Origin of the sequence: Burkholderia territorii (genome assembly GCF_902833055.1) — a bacterium.
In the GTDB taxonomy this organism is placed as follows: Bacteria; Pseudomonadota; Gammaproteobacteria; order Burkholderiales; family Burkholderiaceae; genus Burkholderia; species Burkholderia territorii.
The window spans coordinates 283448-302329 of sequence record NZ_CADFEJ010000005.1 but is presented as its reverse complement, the minus strand read 5'-3'; the positions used below and the strand labels follow the sequence as shown (position 1 = coordinate 302329).

Annotated in this window: 16 protein-coding genes; 1 reads left to right on the top strand and 15 read right to left on the bottom strand. The window is 69.1% G+C overall.

Features of this window, described 5'->3' with window-relative positions:
• Positions 1-23 precede the first annotated feature (23 nt).
• The 13 genes from HW466_RS13345 to HW466_RS13285 form a co-directional block, all read right to left on the bottom strand.
• A complete protein-coding gene (locus HW466_RS13345) occupies positions 24-1127 on the bottom strand; it encodes an alkene reductase (RefSeq protein WP_151005099.1) in 1104 nt (367 codons plus the stop codon).
• A gap of 159 nt (positions 1128-1286) precedes the next feature.
• Positions 1287-2504 carry an MFS transporter gene (locus HW466_RS13340; protein WP_059545899.1) on the bottom strand — a complete coding sequence of 406 codons (1218 nt, stop codon included), beginning with the start codon at positions 2502-2504 and terminating at the stop codon, positions 1287-1289.
• Between the two features lie 481 nt (positions 2505-2985).
• Positions 2986-3903, bottom strand: coding sequence for a LysR family transcriptional regulator (locus HW466_RS13335; RefSeq protein ID WP_151005097.1), 918 nt, complete (start codon positions 3901-3903; stop codon positions 2986-2988).
• Positions 3904-3974: 71 nt separating this feature from the next.
• Entirely contained in the window at positions 3975-6236 is a 2262-nt protein-coding gene (locus HW466_RS13330) for a xanthine dehydrogenase family protein molybdopterin-binding subunit (RefSeq protein ID WP_151005095.1), read from the bottom strand.
• Positions 6236-6736, bottom strand: coding sequence for a (2Fe-2S)-binding protein (locus HW466_RS13325; protein WP_151005093.1), 501 nt, complete (start codon positions 6734-6736; stop codon positions 6236-6238). Before HW466_RS13325 ends, HW466_RS13330 begins: the two co-directional genes overlap by 1 nt.
• The gene (locus tag HW466_RS13320; protein WP_174905582.1) at positions 6733-8013 is read right to left on the bottom strand and encodes a c-type cytochrome; all 1281 of its coding nucleotides are present in this window, start codon (positions 8011-8013) and stop codon (positions 6733-6735) included. Before HW466_RS13320 ends, HW466_RS13325 begins: the two co-directional genes overlap by 4 nt.
• A 197-nt stretch (positions 8014-8210) precedes the next feature.
• Positions 8211-9341: an FAD binding domain-containing protein gene (locus tag HW466_RS13315; protein ID WP_151006503.1), complete on the bottom strand. Its 1131-nt coding sequence runs from the start codon at positions 9339-9341 to the stop codon at positions 8211-8213.
• A 142-nt stretch (positions 9342-9483) separates the two neighbouring features.
• Positions 9484-10629, bottom strand: a complete 1146-nt coding sequence (locus tag HW466_RS13310; protein WP_174905581.1) for an amidohydrolase family protein — start codon at positions 10627-10629, stop codon at positions 9484-9486.
• Positions 10630-10649: 20 nt separating this feature from the next.
• Entirely contained in the window at positions 10650-12296 is a 1647-nt protein-coding gene (gene actP / locus HW466_RS13305) for a cation/acetate symporter ActP (RefSeq protein WP_174905580.1), read from the bottom strand.
• Positions 12293-12652: a DUF485 domain-containing protein gene (locus HW466_RS13300; RefSeq protein WP_059507938.1), complete on the bottom strand. Its 360-nt coding sequence runs from the start codon at positions 12650-12652 to the stop codon at positions 12293-12295. The genes actP and HW466_RS13300 overlap by 4 nt, the downstream gene beginning before the upstream one ends.
• Before the next feature lie 81 nt (positions 12653-12733).
• Positions 12734-13960, bottom strand: a complete 1227-nt coding sequence (locus HW466_RS13295; RefSeq protein WP_151006012.1) for an FAD binding domain-containing protein — start codon at positions 13958-13960, stop codon at positions 12734-12736.
• A 1-nt stretch (position 13961) separates the two neighbouring features.
• Positions 13962-14444 (bottom strand): VOC family protein, encoded by a 483-nt coding sequence (locus tag HW466_RS13290; protein ID WP_059507940.1) that lies wholly within the window; start codon positions 14442-14444, stop codon positions 13962-13964.
• 134 nt (positions 14445-14578) lie between these two features.
• Complete coding sequence (locus tag HW466_RS13285; protein ID WP_059545913.1) at positions 14579-14851, bottom strand: ubiquitin carboxyl-terminal hydrolase 14; 273 nt, start codon at positions 14849-14851, stop codon at positions 14579-14581.
• Between the two features lie 204 nt (positions 14852-15055).
• Here HW466_RS13285 and HW466_RS13280 point away from each other — a divergent pair, with 204 nt between their 5' ends.
• Complete coding sequence (locus HW466_RS13280) at positions 15056-16327, top strand: NAD(P)/FAD-dependent oxidoreductase (protein WP_151006011.1); 1272 nt, start codon at positions 15056-15058, stop codon at positions 16325-16327.
• Positions 16328-16355: 28 nt separating this feature from the next.
• Here HW466_RS13280 and HW466_RS13275 read toward each other — a convergent pair whose 3' ends face one another.
• A complete protein-coding gene (locus HW466_RS13275) occupies positions 16356-17780 on the bottom strand; it encodes an efflux transporter outer membrane subunit (protein ID WP_174905579.1) in 1425 nt (474 codons plus the stop codon).
• Entirely contained in the window at positions 17777-18805 is a 1029-nt protein-coding gene (locus HW466_RS13270) for an HlyD family secretion protein (protein WP_244138228.1), read from the bottom strand. The genes HW466_RS13275 and HW466_RS13270 overlap by 4 nt, the downstream gene beginning before the upstream one ends.
• Between the last annotated feature and the right edge of the window lie 77 nt (positions 18806-18882).

Sequence of the window (18882 nt, the reverse complement as noted above, 5' to 3'; positions counted from 1 at the left end):
CCGTCTGCGGCGTATTCGGGCGTTCACGCCGCCCCGTCGTGACGCGCGTAGTCGACGTAGCCCGCACGGTCGCCGCCATACCAGCCGACCGTCTTCGGCGCGGCGAGCGGCGCATTCGCCGCGATGCGCTCGACGAGATCGGGGTTCGCGATGTATGCGCGCGCGAATGCGACGAGATCGGCATCGCCAGCGTCGATCAGCGCATTCGCGGCGTCCGGCGCGATGCCGCCGTTGACGATCAACGTGCCGCGATACGCGTTGCGCGTATTGGCGACGATGCGCGGCAGGTCGGGCTCGCCGCTCCAGCCGTTGGTGTCCGCGGCGTGCACGTAGGCGACGCCGGCTTCGTCGAGCATGCGGCCGACGTACGCGTAGGTCGCATCCGGATTCGCGTCGCGCACGTTGTTGTACTTCGCGTACGGCGAGATGCGCACGCCCACGCGATCGAGCGGCAGCTCGCCGCCGACCGCATCGACGATTTCCTCGAGGAAGCGCGCGCGGTTCGCGAGCGAGCCGCCGTAGCGGTCGTCGCGGCGGTTCAGCGTCGACGACAGGAACTGGTGCGGCAGGTAGCCGTTGGCGGCGTGAATCTCGACGCCGTCGAAGCCGGCCGCCTTCGCGCGACGCGCCGCCAGGCGGAACTCCTCGACTGTCGCGGCGACTTCGTCGGTCGTCATCGCGCGCGACGGCGTCGCATGAATCTTCGTGTAGTAGCCGTTCTGCAACTGCGCCCACACCTGCAGCTGTTCGAGATCGTCGTTGACGCCGGACGGCGATAGCGGCGCTTCGCCGCCGAGCAGCGTCAGCGAGCTGACGCGGCCGCCGTGCCACAGCTGCGCGAAGATGCGCCCGCCGTTTGCATGGACCGCGTCGGTGACGTGTTTCCAGCCGGCCACCTGTTCGTCGGTGACGAGCCCGGGCGTCAGCTCGAACGCCGCGGAAGACGGGCTGACGTTGGTCGCTTCGGTGACGATCAGGCCGGCGGACGCGCGCTGCGCGTAGTACTCGGCCATGAGCGCAGTCGGCTGGCCGCGCGACGGCGCGCGAGAACGCGTCATCGGGCCCATCACGATACGGTTGGGAAGCGGCAGGCCGCGCAGATCGTAGTGGCTGAGCAGGGAAGACATGATGGATTCCTTTTGCGTGGGGCAGGGCGGTGTCGCGCAGCGTCCGGTTGCGGACGGTGCGGGGGCCGGCCCTGCGGGAAGTCGGAGATGACGTGCCGGCAGCGTTCCGTTGCGCGAGCGGCCTGAGCGGCGTTCGCGTGAACCGGTGCCGGCGCCGGTTCAGGCCTGTGCGTGGCGTTGCGCGTGCGGCCGCCCGATCGCGAGGTAGTGGGCGAGCGCGACGATCGGGAACACGCCGGCGACGGCCGCGACGAGCGGCCAGCCGCCATGCTCGTACAGCGGGCTCGCCAGCGCGGAGCCCACGGCACCGCCGACGAAGATGCTCGTCATGTACAGCGCATTCAGGCGATTGCGGCTCGCCGCATGCAGCGCGTAGATCTCGCGTTGGCCGAGCACCATGTTCATCTGCACCGCGAAGTCGAGCACGATGCCGGTGACGACGAGACCGTACAGCCCGGCGCCGTGGACCAGCGCGACCGCATACGACAGCGCGCCGGCGACCAGTGCGATCAGCGTGGCCCGTACGGTATGGCCGGCATCCGCGAGGCGGCCGGCGACGGGCGCCGACGTCGCGCCGATTGCACCGACCAGCGCGAACAGGCCGATGGCCGATTGCGACAGGCCGTAATGACGCGTGAGCTCGACCGGCACGGCCGTCCAGAACAGGCTGAACGACGCGAACATCAGGCCCTGGTAGAACGCGCGATGGCGCAGCACCGGCATCGTGCGCACGAGATGCAGCAGCGAGCCGATCAGTTCGAAATACGTCGCGCGGTGGTCGGGCTGGCGCGACGGAATCGTCAGCGCGAGCACGGCCGTCACGAGCGTCATCAGCACGGCGGCGGCCGCGAACACGAAGCGCCAGCCGAACGCATCGGCCACCACGCTCGACAGCGGACGCGCGAGCAGGATGCCGAGCAGCAGCCCGCTCATGATCGTGCCGACCACGCGGCCGCGCGAATGATCGGGCGCCAGGTGCGCGGCGAGCGGCACGAGGATCTGCACGGCGACCGAGCTGAAGCCGATCAGCAGCGAGATCGCGAGAAACGGGCCGGGCGTCTGCACCATCGCCGCGGCCGCCAGGCTCGCGATCGACACGACGGCGGTCGTGATCATCAGCTTGCGGTTCTCGAGCAGGTCGCCGAGCGGCACGATGAAGAACAGGCCGAATGCGTAGCCGATCTGCGTCAGCGACACGATGAGGCTCGCGGTTTCGCCGGACATGTGCAGGCTTGGCGCGATGAGTTCGGTGATCGGCTGCGCGTAGTACAGGTTCGCGACGATCGCGCCGCAACTGAACGCGAACAGCAGGATGAGACCCTGCGTGAGCTTGGCCGCGTGCCCGTGAGGCGCGAGCGGGGTGGATTCTGCTGACATGGTCGACTCCTTGAAGAGAGATGTCGGGAGCCCGTTTCTCGGGCGAGCGTTGCGATTGCCGGTGTGGCGAAACGACAACCGCCGCATTGCCGTCAGATTATTGATCGCCCGATAACAAGGGAATACACCTGCTGCGCAATCGAGCATTGCGCGGCGCGCAAAGGGGGGATCGTGCCCCGATTCATGCACGGGCGCCGAGGCCCGGTTCGGTCGCGGGCCGGATGTCGGCGCGTGTGTGTCTGGCGGGCGCGACGTGGCGTATGGCTACTCGCGACGCGGTTTGCGTCGCGATGTCACGGGCGTCGTGCGGCAGCGTGTGCGCGCGCGTGAAGCGAGCCCGCGGCGCGGATATCGCCGACCGCGAGGCGCCTGAACCAGTCCGGATCACGCGGACTGCATTACCCCGACGCGCGGCCGTGGTTCACTTGTTTCATGCGCGGCCCGACGAGGGCTCGACAGGGACTCGACGAGGGCGCCGCCTTCAGCCGCGCTTGCCCTGCAGCGTCGGAATCTCCGCGAACAGGCCCGCGAGCCAGTCGACGAAGAGCTTGAGTTTCACGGGCGTGTGCCGGTTCGGCGGATACAGGATCGAGATCGGCCGCGGCGGCGCGTTGAAGTCGGTGAGCACCTCGCGCAGGCGCCCCGATTTCAGGTACGGCTCGACCAGGTACAGCGACGTCTTGATCAGCCCGATCCCCGCGACACCGCATTCGATGTACGTGTCGGCGTCGTTTACCGCGACCGTGCCGCACATCTGCACGATGCGCGGTTCGCCGTCGACGACATAGTCCCAAGGCCGCGGCCGGCCCGTGTCGGCCGAGATGTGGCTGACCGCGACGTGCTGCGTCAGGTCGTCCACCGTTTCGGGGGCGCCGCACCGGTCGAGATACGCGGGGGCCGCGCACGTGCAGGTCGTGAGGCTGCCGATCCGCTTCGCGATCATCCCCGAGTCGTCGAGCGCGCCGACGCGCACGACGCAATCGACACCTTCGCCGACGAGATCGATCTGCCGGTCGGTCACGCCGAGTTCGACCGAGATGGCCGGGTTGGCGGCTAGAAACTCCGGCAGCGCGGGCACCATGATCTGCTTGGCCATCGCCGGCGGCAGGTTCACCTTCAGGCGGCCGCGCGGCACGTTGCGCGCCTGCGACACGGCCGCTTCCATGTCGTCGATCTCGCGCAGCACGCCGACGCAGCGTTCGTAATAGGCCTGCCCGTCCTCGGTCAGCGAGATGCGGCGTGTCGTGCGGTTCAGCAGCCGGCAGCCGAGATGTTGCTCGAGCGTGCTCAGCAGCGCGGACACGCGCGGCGTCGTGAGTCCGGTGGTGTCCGACGCGCGCGTGAAGCTGCCCGTCTCGACGATGCGCGTGAACACGCGCATCGAAAGCAAGGTATCCATCGTTGAGAAATCTCCAGCCTGTCTGGTTGTCGACGCCGGTTCGTGCCGGCGCGATCGATCGTGATATTCGGCTATGCGTCGATGCGTTTCCTGAGCGAATCGCCGGCGAACGGCATTTCGCGCATGCGCTGGCCGGTCGCGTCGAAGATCGCGTTGGCCAGCGCGCCGGCGGTCGGACCCATCGACGCTTCGGCCGCGCCGAGGAACGGCGCGCCGGGGCGATTGATCAGATGCACCTTCAGGCTTTGCGGCGCGGCCGAGAAACGCAGGATCGGATAGCTGCTCCAGTCGAAACTGCGGATGCGTCGCGTATCGTATTGCAGCGCCTCGTACAGCGTCCAGCTGGCCGCCTGCACGATGCCGCCCTCGATCTGGTTGCGGATGCCGTCGGGCGACACGATCTGGCCGGCGTCGACGGCGACTTCCGCGTGGTCGAGCGTCACGTGGCCCGTCTCCGGCACGACCGTGATGTCGACCGCGATCGCGACGTACGCCATCAGGTTCTTGTATTTGCCGAACGCGAAGCCGACGCCGCGATTGCGCGCGCGCGGCGGCCGCGGCCAGCCGAATTTGGTCGCGGCGAGCTGGATCACCTGGCGCGCGCGATGATCCTGCATGTGACGCAGGCGGAATTCGACCGGATCGATGCCGGCGGCGTGCGCGAGCTCGTCCATGAAGCTTTCGATGGCCCACACGTTGGTGTGCGCGCCGAGCGAGCGCATCGCGGACGTCTGCAGCGGCATCGTCGGCGAGAAGTTGTTGACGATGTGCATGTTCGGCAGTGCGTACAGCGGGATCGCGTTGCGATCGCCGCCGCCCTCGGGCTGCAGCATCGGCGTCGACGGCGCGGGCACGAACGGCGGCTCGAGCATGCGCGCGGGCAGCAACCGGCCCGCGTTGACGATGCGCTCGTTATGCGAACTGCTCCACAGCGCGTACTGCCAGTCGACGATGCGGCCGCCCGCGTCGAGCGACGCGCTGAGCTCGGTGACCATTGCCGGCGTGAAGTGGTCCCACGTGTGTTCCTGCTCGCGCATCCACTGCACGCGGATCGGCTTGCCCGGCATCGCGGCCGCGATCAGCGCCGCATGCGCGGCGGCGTCGTCCGCGCCGTTGTGCCCGTAGCAGCCGGAACCCTCGGTGTGGATGCAGCGCACGCTCGCCTTCGGCATCGACAGCATCTCGGCGAGCGCGTCGCGCAGCGGATACACGCCCTGCGAGTGGGTCCACACCGTCAGCGTGCCGTTCTCGAGATGGGCGACCGAACACGATGGCCCGATCGAGCCATGCAGCAGGTAGTTCTTCAGGAACGTGGCGGAGAGCGTCTTCGTCGCGGGCGCGCTCGGCGCATGCGTGTTGGCGATCTCGATACGCTGGGTGGCGATGCGCTTCAGATCCTCATGGACCGTTGCGCGATCGGGCAGCGTCCGTCCATCGGACCAGCGGCAGCCGGCCGCCAGCGCGCGTTGCGCGACCACCGTCTGCCATTCTCCCTGCGCGACGACGGCGAGCATGCTGCCGTTGCGCACGATCCGCACGACGCCCGGCATCTTCAGGATCGCGGCTTCGTCGAACGACAGCAGCTTCGCGTCGTACACCGGCGGCATCACGACGCGCGCGTGCAGCATGCCGGGCAACGTCATGTCCTGCACGTAGCTGACGCCGCCCGTGACCTTGTTCGGAATGTCCACGCGCGGCAGCGACGTGCCGATCACGGCGAACGTGGCCGGCGGCTTCAGCGGTGAGCTCGGCGTGGCGTTGCGATGCAGGTCGACGGTGCGCACCGCGTCGGCGTAACGCATCGTGCGGCCGTCCGGCGCCTTGATGACGGCGTCGGCGACGGTCAGCGTGCGCGGATCGACGCCGAACTGTTTCGCCGCGCCGTCGACCAGCAGGCCGCGCACCTGCGCGGCGGCGTTCAGCAGCGCGGAGCCGCTGTCGGCCATCGTGTGGCTGCCGGCCGTCAGGCCCTCGTCGGGGGACGCGCCGGTATCGGCGGTCAGGAACGTGATCAGCGAGGGCTTCATGTTCAGCTCCTCGGCGGCCACCTGCAGCAACGCGGTGCGCACGCCGGTGCCGAGCTCCACCTTGCCGGTAAACACGGTGACCTTGCCGTCGGGCGCGATCTTGATCCACGCGTCCAGCAGCGGATTGGTCTTCAGGCTGCCGGCCAGCGTTTCGGTGGCCTTGCCGACGTGGACGGCGGCGCCTTCGTCCGCGATCACGACTTCGGCGAGCGCCCGCGCGGCGGGCGCCAGCGTGAACGCGACGAAGAGCGCGCCGGAAACCATGAAGTGCCGGCGGCCTTCGTCGATGTCGTCGGGGGCGTTCATCAGAGTTCCTTGTTGATCGTGACGGGCGCGGCGGACGGTTCCGGCTGCGGCAGCCCCGCGACCTGGCGTACGGCCGCCAGGATCCGCATATGCGTGCCGCAACGGCACAGGTTCGGTTCCATGTGCGTGCGCAGCTCGCGTTCGGTCGGCTTTGGATTGCGTTCGAGCAGCGCCTGCGCGCGCATGATCATGCCCGCGATGCAGTAGCCGCACTGCGCGGCCTGGTGATCGATGAACGCTTGCTGGAGCTTGCCCGGATGCTCGGCGCTGCCGAGGCTCTCGACGGTCCTGACGTTGCGCGTGCCGATCGCGGCGACCGGGATCAGGCACGAGAACGTCGGCTTGTCGCCGACGATCACGGTGCACGCGCCGCATTGCCCGAGGCCGCAGCCGAACTTCGCGCCGTGCAGGTGCAGGTCGTTGCGCAACGCGTAAAGCAGCGGCGTGGACGGGTCGATGTCGAGCGTGTGCTGCACGCCGTTCACGGTGAGGTTGATCATTGCGCGCTGTCCTCCTTTCTGAGCTTCGCGGCCATTGCTTCGACGCCGGTCCACGCGGGGCGATCGGAGTAGGCGGCGCGGATGTATGCGGCGAGGTCCGCGATCTGCGCGTCGTCATACTGGTCGAGGTAGGACGGCATGTAATTCAGCGTGTCCTCGCCATGCCAGCCGTTTCCGTTGAAGATCATCTGGATCGCATTGCGCGGCGTGTCGGCGCCAAGCGCCGAGCTGAACGCGAGCGTCGGCCGCTCGCCGATCGACTGCATCGGCGACGCGGGCCCGTGGCATTGCGCGCACGACGCCTGGAACAGCACGGCGCCGCGCTGCGCGGCGGGCGACGCCGCGTTGCGCGCTTCGGCGCTTGCCGCGGGACGCGGGCCGCCGGGCTTCTGGATCGACAGGATGTAGGTCGCGATGGCTTCGACGTCTTCGACCGGCACCGTCGCGAGATCGCGCGTGACCGGCAGCATCGGCCCGGCGGCCGCGCCATGCTCGCTCGCGCGGCCGGTGCGCAGGTACGTGACCAGTTGCGCCTGCGTCCACGGGCGCGCGGCGTGGCCGAGCGTATTGAGCGGCGGCGCTTCCCAGCCGTCGACGATGCCGCCGTCGAACGCCTTGCCGGCCTGTTCGCCGCCAATCGCGTTCAGCGGCGAATGGCAGGACGCGCAGTGCCCGAGGCCGTCGACGAGCGCCTTGCCGCGATTCCATTGCGCGGATTGCGACGGGTCGGGCTGGTAGGCGCCCTTGCGCAGGAACAGGATGTTCCAGAACGCCAGCGGCGGCCGGAAGTTGAGCGGGAAGATCAGGTCGTTCGCGGGCGCCGTCGCGCGGACGGGCTCGCGCGTCATCAGGTACGCATAGGCGGCCGCGATGTCGTCGTCGGACATCCGCGTGAAATGAATGTAGGGAAACGCCGGATAGAGCAGATGGCCGTCGCGGGCGATGCCGCTGCGCAGCGCGCGCGCGAATGCCGCCTGCGACCAGCGGCCGATGCCGGTCTCGGCATCCGGCGTGACGTTGGTCGCATAGATCGTGCCGAACGGCGTCGCGAGCGGCAGGCCGCCCGCGAACGGCTTGCCGTCCTTCGCGGTGTGACAGACGACACAGTCGCCGAGCGCGACGACGCGCGCGCCTGCCCGGACGAGCTGCGGATCGAACGACGCGCGCGCGGGCGGATCGATCGGCGCGATCGACGGCTCGTACATGATGCCGATCGCGACCGCGAGGCCGACGATCGCGATGCCGGCGGCACCGAACCAGAGTCGTTTGTGCTTCATATATGCTCCACGCGGGCCGATCCGTCGCGCAAGCGTGCGGCGGCCGGATACCGGCGGAGATTCGCGGCGGAATTCAACGCGTCACTCCGGGGAAGGGGCCACGCACGGGCAACGCTCGTGCGCGGCTGATGCAGGCAGTCTACGCGGGCGTCGTCGTCAGATCCTGAAGCCGCGCTGAAACGTTCTGAACACGGTCGTCATTGCGCGCGCGGCGTGCCGAGGCCGAAAGACGCGGCAAGCTGCGGCCCTTTCTCGAGCAGCGACATCACTTCCGTGCGCCGCTGCGCGGACCATCGGGCCAGTCGCTGCACCACGTCGGGTGCATCCGCGGGCAGCGACTCGGCCAGCGACACCGCATCGTGCGCCGCCTTCGACGTGCCGGACGCGGTATGCGGGCGCACCGTGCAGGCCGCGTCGCCGACCAGCGCGACGCGGCCGTCGGCGAAGCCGGGACTCAACGCATCGAAGATCGCCTGGACGAACGGTGCGCGCGTCGCCAGCACGAGTTGCGACAGCGTCGCCGGCAGACGGTCGGCGGCGAGCCGGCGCAGCATCGCAACGGCCTCGTCGGCAAGCTGTCCCGGCGGGATCGATGCATGGTGGACGTGCCCGGCACGATCCGTCAGGTGGCGGCGCAGTGCGTCGGGATCGGTTTCGTTGCGATACCAGAGCCAGTTGAAGCGGCGCGTGCCCGGCTCGAGCGATCCGTCCAGCCCGGGAATCAGAAAAGCCATGAACAGCTCGCCCGGCGCGTTGTGCAGCGTCATGTTCTCCACCAGCGTCGCGATCGCGTCGGCATCGAAATCGGCTTCGTCGACGATGCCGCGCCACGCGAGATAGCCGGCGAACGACGGCGCATAGCAGGGAAAGAGCCGCGCGCGCAGGCGCGAACCGGTGCCGTCGGCTGCGAGCAGCACGTCCGCGCGGAGCCGTTCGCCGTCGAGGTGCACATCGACGCCTTCGGCATCCTGAGCGAAGCCGGTTACCGCGCTACCGTAGCGAATCCGCCCCGGCGGCAGCGTCGCGCAAAGCGACCGGTAGACGGCATCCCACGATGAGAACGGGAGGATTTCGGGCTCGTCCCGCGTGAGCGCGCCGTCGCGGTCGATCCAGCGCCGCCGGTGTGTCGGCACGCTGATCGTTCGACGGCAGTGATGGCCATGCTGTTCGAGAAACGCCATCATGCGGCGCAGCACGGCGACGCCGCCGCCTTGTCCGCGCAACGGCACGGGCGAGCGCTCGCAGACCGTCACGTCGTGGCCGATGCAATCGAGCGTCAGCGCGGCCGAGAGGCCCGCGATCGAGCCGCCTGCAATCACTATCTTCATGTGCGTAAGCTCCCGTGTGCGGCAGACGGATGCTCGCCGGACGTCGAGACGGCGCGCGCTGCCTGCGTCATGCACCGGATCATGTCATGCGCGGCGGCGGCCTGCGCTGGCCGCGCATGCATCGCGCGCGGCGGCCCTCGCGCTAGATCCGCAGCAGCTTGCCCGCATTGCCGCCGACGATCATCGCGCGCTGTTCGGCCGTCAGGTCGAGGCGGTCGAGAAAGCGGACCGGCTGGTCGTAACCCATGTCGAAGCAGTAGTCGCTGCCGAGCACGAGCCGGTCGACGCCGACGTTCGCGATCAGGAACTCCAGCACGGGCCCGGAATGGGACACCGTGTCGTAGCTGAAGCGCCGCAGATAGCTGCTGGGCTTTTGTGCGAGCCGGCGCGTCTCGGGCCGCACGGTCCAGCCCGCGTCGAGGCGCCCCGCGATGATCGGCAACGCGCCGCTCGCATGCGGCAACGTGAAGTGCAAGCCCGGATGGCGGTCGAGCACGCCACCCAGGATCAGGTGCGCACCCGCGATCGCCGTGTCGAACGGATTGCCGAGCAGGTTGCTCAGGTAGAAATCGCCGAGCCGCGCGCCGCCGACCGTTTGCTGCGGATGCAGGAACACGGGCAGGTTCAGTTGCTCGATGCGCGCGAAGACGGGCGCGAACAACGGATCGTCGAGATCGCGATTGTCGATGTTGGTGCCCATGTACACGCCGCGCACACCCGGCAACTGCACGGCGCGCTCGAGCTCGTCGATCGCGTCGGTCGCGTTCAGCATCGGCAGCGTCGCGAGTACCGCGAATCGCGCCGGATGGCGCTGGTAGACGCGCGACGCGGCCGCGTTCCAGTCGCGCGCGAGCTTCGCATTGAACGCGCGGTCGCCCCAGTACGCCATCGGCACGCTGAGCGACAGCGCCTGGACGTCGACGCCGGACGCGTCCATGTCCCTGAGTCGGGCATCGACGTCGATGAATTTCATCGGCAGGGGCCCGAGGCCGCCCGCGGGCGTGCGGAACGTGAACGATGTGTCGTCGCACGTGAACGATCCGCCGAAGCGCTTGCCTTCGCCGCCGACCAGATCGCAAAAGCTTTCGGGGTAGTAGTGCGCGTGGATATCGATCGCGCGCGGGCGCGGCGTCGGTCGGGCCAACGATGCGGCCGGCGTGCCCGCGCTTTCGGCGGCCGAGGCCGGGCGGCCGGCCATGGCGGCGCCGGCGAGCGCGGCGAATGTGCCGAGCAGGCGTCGCCGGGTCGGCGACGGGCAGCAGGTGCAGGTCAACGTGGGATGTCTCATGAGGATATCGAATCTTCGAATCATGCGGCGCGGCCGCGTGACGTGATGCCCGTTTCGCACGCGACGAGCTGGGTGTCGAACTGCGCGCGCTCGTGTCGCGCGCGGGCCGAGCGGTCGGTGACGGAGAACAGGACGATGCCGGCGAACGCCGCCGCCATCGAGAACAGTGCCGGGTATTCGTACGGATAGACCGCATGCGCATGACCGAGCACCGTCACCCAGACGGTCGGGCTCAGCACCGTGAGCGTGACGGCGGTGGCGAGCCCGAGCAGGCCGCCCAGCACCGCGCCGCGCGTGGTCAGTCCGCGCCAGTAGATCGCGAGCAGCAGCACCGGGAAGTTCGAACTCGCGGCGATCGAGAACGTGAGGCTCACGATGAACGCGATGTTCTGCTTCTCGAACGCGATGCCGAGCAGGATCGCGAGCACGCCGAGCACCACGGTGGTCACGCGTGCCACGCGCATTTCGTCGCGATCGGACGCGCGCCCGTGCCGCAGCACGTTCGCGTAGAGGTCGTGCGAGATCGCCGACGAGCCCGCGAGCGTGAGTCCGGCGACCACGGCCAGGATCGTCGAGAACGCGACCGCGCAGATGAAGCCGAGGAACACGTTGCCGCCGACCGCATGCGCGAGGTGAATTGCCACCATGTTGGCGCCGCCCGTCACCGCGCCCGACGCGTCGTGATACAGCCGGTCCGGCGCGACGAGCGCGATCGTGCCGAAGCCGATGATGACGATCAGCATGTAGCCGACGCCGACGATGCCGGTCGCATGCAGGATGCTCTTGCGGGCCGCCTTGACGTCGCCGACCGTGAAGAAGCGCATCAGGATGTGCGGCAGGCCGGCCGTGCCGAAGATCAGCGCGAGGCCGAGCGACACGGCCGAGACCGGATCGGAGACGAGGCCGCCCGGGCGCAGGATCGCCGCATGCTTCGGATGCACGCGCACGGCCTGCGCGAACAGCGCGTCGAGGCTGAACCCGAAGCGGCCGAGCACCATGAAAGCCATGAACGCGGCGCCGGCGAGCAGCAGCACGGCCTTGACGATCTGGATCCAGGTGGTCGCGAGCATCCCGCCGAAGAACACGTAGACGACCATCAGCACGCCGACGACCAGCACCGCGACCGTGTAGTCGAGGCCGAACAGCAGCTCGACCAGCTTGCCCGCGCCGACCATCTGCGACACCAGATACAGCAGCACGACGACGATCGAGCTCGATGCGGCGAACGCGCGGATCGGCCGTTGCCGCAGGCGATAGGACACGACGTCGGCGAGTGTGTACTTGCCGAGATTGCGCAGCGGTTCCGCGATCAGGAACAGGATGATCGGCCAGCTCGCGAGAAAGCCGACCGAATAGATCAGCCCGTCGTAGCCGCTCGTGAACACCAGCGCGGAAATGCCGAGCAGCGACGCGGCCGACATGTAGTCGCCGGCGATCGCCCAGCCGTTCTGGAGCGCGGTGATCCGGCCGCCGGCCGCGTAATGGTCGGCCACGCTGTGATTCTTGCGCGCGGCCCAGCGCGTGATGACGAGCGTCGACGCGACGAACAGCAGGAACATGCCGATCGCGACCGGGTTGTGCCCGTGTGCGAGCGTCGCGGGGCCGGCCGCCGCGAATGCCGGTGAAGCGCCGGCGGCGATGATCGATGCGAGGAACAGGCGTTTCATTGCGCGTCTCCGTCACGAAGGGACGCGACCAGCACGTCGTGGACCGAATTGGCCTGGAACACGTACAGCGCGACCAGCGCGAACGTGACGACGAACATGCCGAAGCCGACCGGGATGCCCCACGGCGTCGGCCGGCCCGGCACGATCGGCTCGCCGAGCAGCGTCGGCGAAAGCGCCAGTGTCAGGATGAACGCGAAATACAGCGCGAGCATGACGAGCGTCAGCGACCACGCGAGCAGCCTTCTGCGCCTGACGAGCGTGCGAAAACGCGCATCGCGCAGCAGCGGATGCGGGGTTTGCGCCGGCGAGTCCGGGCCGGGCGCGGTGGCGACGGTGGCCGATAGCGGATGGTTCACGGTGTCTCCTCGATGAATCGAATGTCATGGCCGGGGAGCGGGTGTCGCACGTGTCGCACGCGACGCCCGCCCGCGCGCGACTCAGAAATGCGGCGGCACGGCGGTTTCCCGCATCACGACTTCCGGCGTTCGATAGCGCTCGGCCATTTCGCGCTCGGTGTCGTTTTTCAGTTGCGCCTGCATGTAGGCGCCGAGATGGCGCGCATGCTGGACGATCGCCACGCCGAATGCCGTGCGCGTTTCGCTGTATTCGCACAGTGCGTCGAGCGTGTCCGCGCGCGTGGCGAGCGACGCGACGAGCGCGAGCGCGTCGCCGGCGGCCTTCGTGACGCCCATTCCGCAATGCGGCCGCGCGACGAACGCGGCATCGCCGAGCAGTGCGATTCGGCCGAACGCCATGCGCGGCACCTCGAGGTCGTAGATCGGCTGGAACAGCGGCTGCGTCGCGCTGGAGACGACTTCCGCGAACTGCGGCGCGAGCAGCGCGTGGGCCGCGTCCTCGAGATCGGCGAGGACGTCGCGCCGGATCAGCGTCGGCGGAATGCCGCCCGCCCAGAGCTTGCCGGTCTCGTCGGTCAGCAGGTTCGGGAGGTCGGTGTCTTCGCGCGTCGCGCGATACCAGACGAAGTTGTAGCGGCGCTCGCCGGGCCGCGTGCTGTTGCCCTGGCCGGCGACCGGATAACCGAGGATCTGCTCGCGCGGCGGCAGGCCGAACGCGAACTTGTCGAACAGGGCGGCGTGGGTCGCGTCCGACAGCGCGGCTTCGTCGACCAGCCCGCGCCATGCGACGTAGCCCGCGTATTGCAGCCGCGCGTCGGGCACGAGCCGTTCGCGAATCGCAGAGCGGAAGCCGTCGGCCGCGACGACGAGGTCGGCGCGCACGACCGAGCCGTCGGACAGTGTGATGGCCGCGTGCTCCGGCCCGTCCGAGACGTCGGTCACGATGGCGCCCGGGTGATAGTGCTGGTCGGGCAGCGCCGCGCGCAGCACGTGGTACATCTTGCTCCATGCGGTGAGCGTCTGCGGCAGCCGGCGCTCCGACGTCACGGCACCGTCCTGCGACAGCGTGATGCGCGACTCGACCTTGACGCCGATCGACTCGTCGATGCGCACGCCGGCTGCGAGCATCACGTCGAACAATTCGGGGTGCGTGACGATGCCGGCACCACGGCCCGACAGCGCCTCGGGCACCCGCTCGTACACGTCCACGTCCCAGCCGTTGCGCAGCAGGAGGTTCGCGGCGAACAGTCCGCCCAGCGAGCCGCCGACGATGACGGCCTTGCGGTGGGTTGAAGCGAGGTTGCTCATGTCAGTCTCCGATGACGGCGCCGGCCGATGCGGCCGTGCCGGGAAGCGCCAGGCCCTCGACCTCGGCGGCGGGGAAGTTGAGTTCGATCGTCACGCCGGACGGATCCTCGATGAAAACCTGGTGCAGCCCGAGGCTCGGCACCGTGCGGTCGCGCCACGGCACGTTCTCGGCGCGCAGCGTGCGCCACATCGCTTCGACGCCGGTCGCGAGGAACGCGATGTGGTCGACGGTGCCCGTGCCGCTGGCCGGCAGCGCCTTGTCGCCGAGATAGGCCGCGAGCCCGTCCGGATTGGCCGGATCGACGCCGATGATGTGAACGATTCCGTAGTCGGCTTCGTCGCCGCCGTTGTAGAGCCACGCGCCCGGAAAGTCGAACGGCGGGCGATAGCCGCGTTTGAAGCCGAGCACGCGTTCGTAGAACCGGCACGATTTTTCGAGATCGAGCGTGCGGATCGAGTAGTGCGCGAGTCTGGATACAGGCATGGGACACCTCGTGTTTATCGAACGATAACTTATCGTTCGATAAATTCTAGTGGAAAAGATCGGCGGCACAAAGCCGCGATCGAGCGGTGTTTACCCGTGGTCGAAAAGGGTGCCGGATGCCGGCGCGCGGTCCGCTACGATGCGATCTCGCCGGCCATGACGCCGTCCGCGTAGCACCACACCCAGCGCTCGCCCGGCTCGATCGATCGTGCGAGCGGGTGGCCGGTTGCGTGGAAATGCCGGCTCGCATGGCGATTCGGCGACGAGTCGCAACAACCGACTTGCCCGCAGCTCAGGCACAGGCGCAGATGCACCCAGTGGCTGCCGGATTTCACGCATTCCTCGCAATAGTCCTTGTCGGTGTTCAGCACGCGTGCTTCGCCGAGATGAGTGCAGGTCGTGGCCATCTGTCGCTCCGATGCCGGCACTGCAGAGCGCTCGCAGCGCGGCCGGCATGAAGCTGCAAGCGGAAGTGAAGGTTCATTGTGGACGGTCGCGGCGCGAGCACGACCTTAATTCTTATTAAACGTGGCGGCGCGAACGCGTCGACGACGTACAGTCGCAGGTGCGGCCCGCGTGAGATGCCACGGTGCGGTCGCCGGGAGGGTCTCATGACGCAGTCTCAGCATGTCAAGGTCGTCGGCTTGCCGAACAGCAAGGAAGCCTACGCCATTCGCGATTTCCTGAAACGCGGCGTGGTCGAGTACGAGTGGTGCGAACTGACGTCCGACACCGACTGCATGCGCGAGCTGGGCATCGCGCCGCTGCGCGACATCCGGCTGCCGGTCGTCGTCTTTCCGGACGGTACGTGCCTCTACCAGCCGACGCTGCCGGAAATCGCCGCCAAGCTCGGCTGGGTTGCCCGGCCGCGCTTCGTCGAGTACGACGTGTCGATCTACGGCGCCGGGCCGGCCGGCCTGTCGGCCGCCGTCTACGCGGCGTCGGAAGGGCTGAGGGCCGTCGTGATCGAGCGCGATGCGATCGGCGGACAGGCGGGGACGAGTTCGCTGATCGAGAACTACATGGGATTTCCGGACGGCATCCCGGGCGCCGAGCTCGCGGAGCGTGCGCGCCAGCAGGCGGTCAAGTTCGGCGTCGAGCTGCTGATGATGCGCGAGGGCGTGCACGCGACGTTCGTCGACGGAAAGATCCGTGTCGACCTGGCCGACGGCTCGATCCTGACCGCGCGCGCGAACATCTGCGCGACCGGCATCGAATACCGCAGCCTCGGCCTGCCGGACGAGGCGCGGTTTCTCAACGCGGGCCTGTTCTACGGCGCGGGATCGAGCGAAGCGCCGATGTGCGAAGGCAAGCATGTGTTCATCGTCGGCGGCGGAAATTCGGCCGGCCAGGCGGTGATGAACTTCGCGCGGCACGCGCGCGAAGTGACGATGATCGTGCGGGGGCCGTCGCTCGCGGCAACGCTGTCACGTTACCTGATCGACCGGATCGAGCGCATGCCGAACGTGACCGTCCGCTACGGCACGACCGTTGACGCGCTGCAGGGCGACGGCCGGCTCGAGGCGATCGTGCTGCGCACGGAAGACGGCGCGCGCGAAGTGCTGCCGGCCACGCACCTGTTCGTCTGTATCGGCGGTGCGCCAAATACCGAATGGGCAAGGGATACGAACATCATCCGCAATGATGGCGGGTACCTGGTTACCGGCAGCGACCTTTACGACTGTCCGGATTTCGAACGCGTGTGGCCGCTCGAGCGCCGGCCGTACTATCTGGAAACGAGCGTGCCGGGTTCGTTCGCGGCTGGCGACGTCCGCTCGGGTTCGGTCAAGCGCGTCGCATCGGCGGTCGGCGAAGGGGCGATGGCCGTGACCTTCGTCCATCGGTTCCTGAGCGAGGACGCCCACCGTCAGGGCGGAAGCTGACCGGTGCGATGACGGCGTCGCGGCATCTTCAGAACAGCCCGGCGCGATGCGAATCGCCGGCGGACGCTGGCGCAGGCGGCGTCCACCCGCCGCCCAGCGCGCGCACGAGACCGATCGTCGCGCTCGCGAGTGCCTGCCGGCTGTGGATCAGCTGGCGTTGCGCGCTCAGTGCATCGCGGTCCGCGTCGATGACCTCCAGATAGCTGACGTAGCCGTGCGCATAACGGCTCAGCGACAATCGGGCCGCCGCCTCGGTGGCGCGCGCCGCGCTGTCGTAGCGCGCGATCCGCTGCTTCTGCGCGGCGATGTCGTTGAGCGCGTCCTGAACCTCGCGCAGCGCGCCGAGCGCGGTCGCGCGATAGCTGGCGTCGGCGAGCTCCGCGCCGGCCGTCGCGGCGGCCACTGCGGCGTCGCGCTTGCCGCCGTCGAACAGCGTTTCGGCGACGCTCGCGCCGAGCCCCCACAGTGAACTGTTGCGATCGAGAAACGTACCGAGATCGCGGCTGGCGAAGCCGCCCTGCGCGGTCAGCGTCAACGTCGGCAGCCACGCGGTGCGGGCGACGCCGATCTCGAGCGATGCCGCATCGACACGACGCGCGGCCGCGTACACGTCCGGCCGCCGCGCGAGCAGCGCGGACGGCAGGCCGGGCGGCACGTCCGGTACGCGCACGACCGATGCGGTCGGCGCGACGGCGAAGGCGGTCGGCGACACGCCGGTCAGCACGGCGAGCGCATCGACGAGGTTTTCGCGCAGCCGCCGGCTGTCCGCGAGATCGGCGCGTGCCGTATCGAGATCGGCCGACGCGCGCAACGCGTCGAGATCGCTCGCGGCACCGGCCCGCACGCGCGCGTCGATCACGTCGAGCGCGGTGCGCCGCAGTTCGATCGCGCGCTCGAGCGTCGCGAGATCCCGTTCGACGAAATGGAGCGTCAGGTAGTCGGCCGCGACCTCGGTCGCGACGCGCAGGCGTACCGCCGCGCGATCGGCGTCGGCCTGCAGCACGTTCTGCCGGCCGATCTCGGCGTCGCCGCGCAGGCGCCCCCACAGATCCACTTCATAGCTCGCGCTGAGCGGCACCGACCAGTTGTGCATCGTGCGTTTCGGTAACGCGTTGTCGACCGTGCCCGACACGCGCGAGCGGCTGAACGACGGCGCGACGCCGACCGTGGGCGCCAGCGCGGCTTCGCGCACGCCGAGCAGTGCCTGTGCCTGATCGACGCGCGCGGCGGCGGCGCGGATGTCGGGATTGCCGGCGAGCGCGGCATCGACGAGCGAGACGAGCGGCGGCGCGCCGAACCATGCGGGCCACTCGGCGAGCGAGGCGTCGGCTTCACGCACCGCATCCGCATGGCGAAACCGGTCGGCTCCGACCGCGACGGGCGCGATCGGCCGAGGCGCGATCGTGCATGCGCTCAGCAGGCCGGCGGCGAACAGGGCGGCGATGCGGATCATGGCCGCGAGCGCTCGCGCTGCAGCGCGACGACGACCGACAGCCCGGGCCGGATGCGCGGCTCGGTCGACGCGGGACCGTCGAGCAGGATCTTGACGGGCACCCGCTGCGTGACCTTCGTGAAGTTGCCGGTCGCATTGTCGGGCGGCAACAGCGCAAACTGCCCGCCGGTCGCCGGCGACAAGCTGTCGACGTGTCCGCTGAAGGTCCGGTCCGGCAGCGCGTCGAAACGCAATTGCACGACGTCGCCGGTGCGCACGTGCCGCAACTGCGTCTCGCGGAAATTCGCGACCACCCACGGGTGCGGTTCGACGAGCGTCAGCAGCGCCTGGCCCGGCGCGACGTGCTCGCCGGTCTCGACGGTTTTCTTGCCGACATAGCCGTCCGACGGCGCGACGACGGTCGTGTATTGCAATTGAAGCTCCGCGTCGCGCAGCTCGGCGTCGTTCTGGTTCGACACGGCGGCGGCCGCCTGCCATGCGGCCTGCGCGCCGCGCTGCTGCGCGTCGGCCGCTTCGACGCGCGCGCGGGCGGAGATGCGCGCCGCGTTGGCGGCATCGAATTCCTGCTGCGACAACCCGCGCGGCGTTTCGCGGGTCAGCTCGCGTGCCCGCGCATAATCGAGTTCGGCTTTCTCGGCGTCCGCGTGTGCCGACACACGCGCCGCTTCGGCCTGTTCGACCAGCGCCTTCGCGCGGCTCGCGTCGGCGTGTGCCTGCGCGACGCGCGCCCGCTGCAGCGCGACGCGCACGTCGAAGTCGCGCGGGTCGAGCAGTACGAGCGGCTCACCCGCGCGCACGAACCGGTTGTCGTCCACCAGCACGCGCTCGACGGTGCCGGCCACGCGCGGGGAGATCACGTGCAGGTGGCCCGTCACGTATGCGTCATCGGTGCCGCGCTCGTGCACATCGAATTCGTAGACGAGCAGCGCGACGAGCAGCAGCGCGCACCCGGCGATCAGGACGATCGGCCACTTGCGCGAGCGCGCGGCGGGCGGGGACGGTGTGTCCGGCGGGTTCGGGGTCACGGTCGGGATACTCCATCGAACAGACGGTTTTTCTCGCATCGCGCTATGCTTGCGCGAGCCTCAATTGCGGGAGCCGC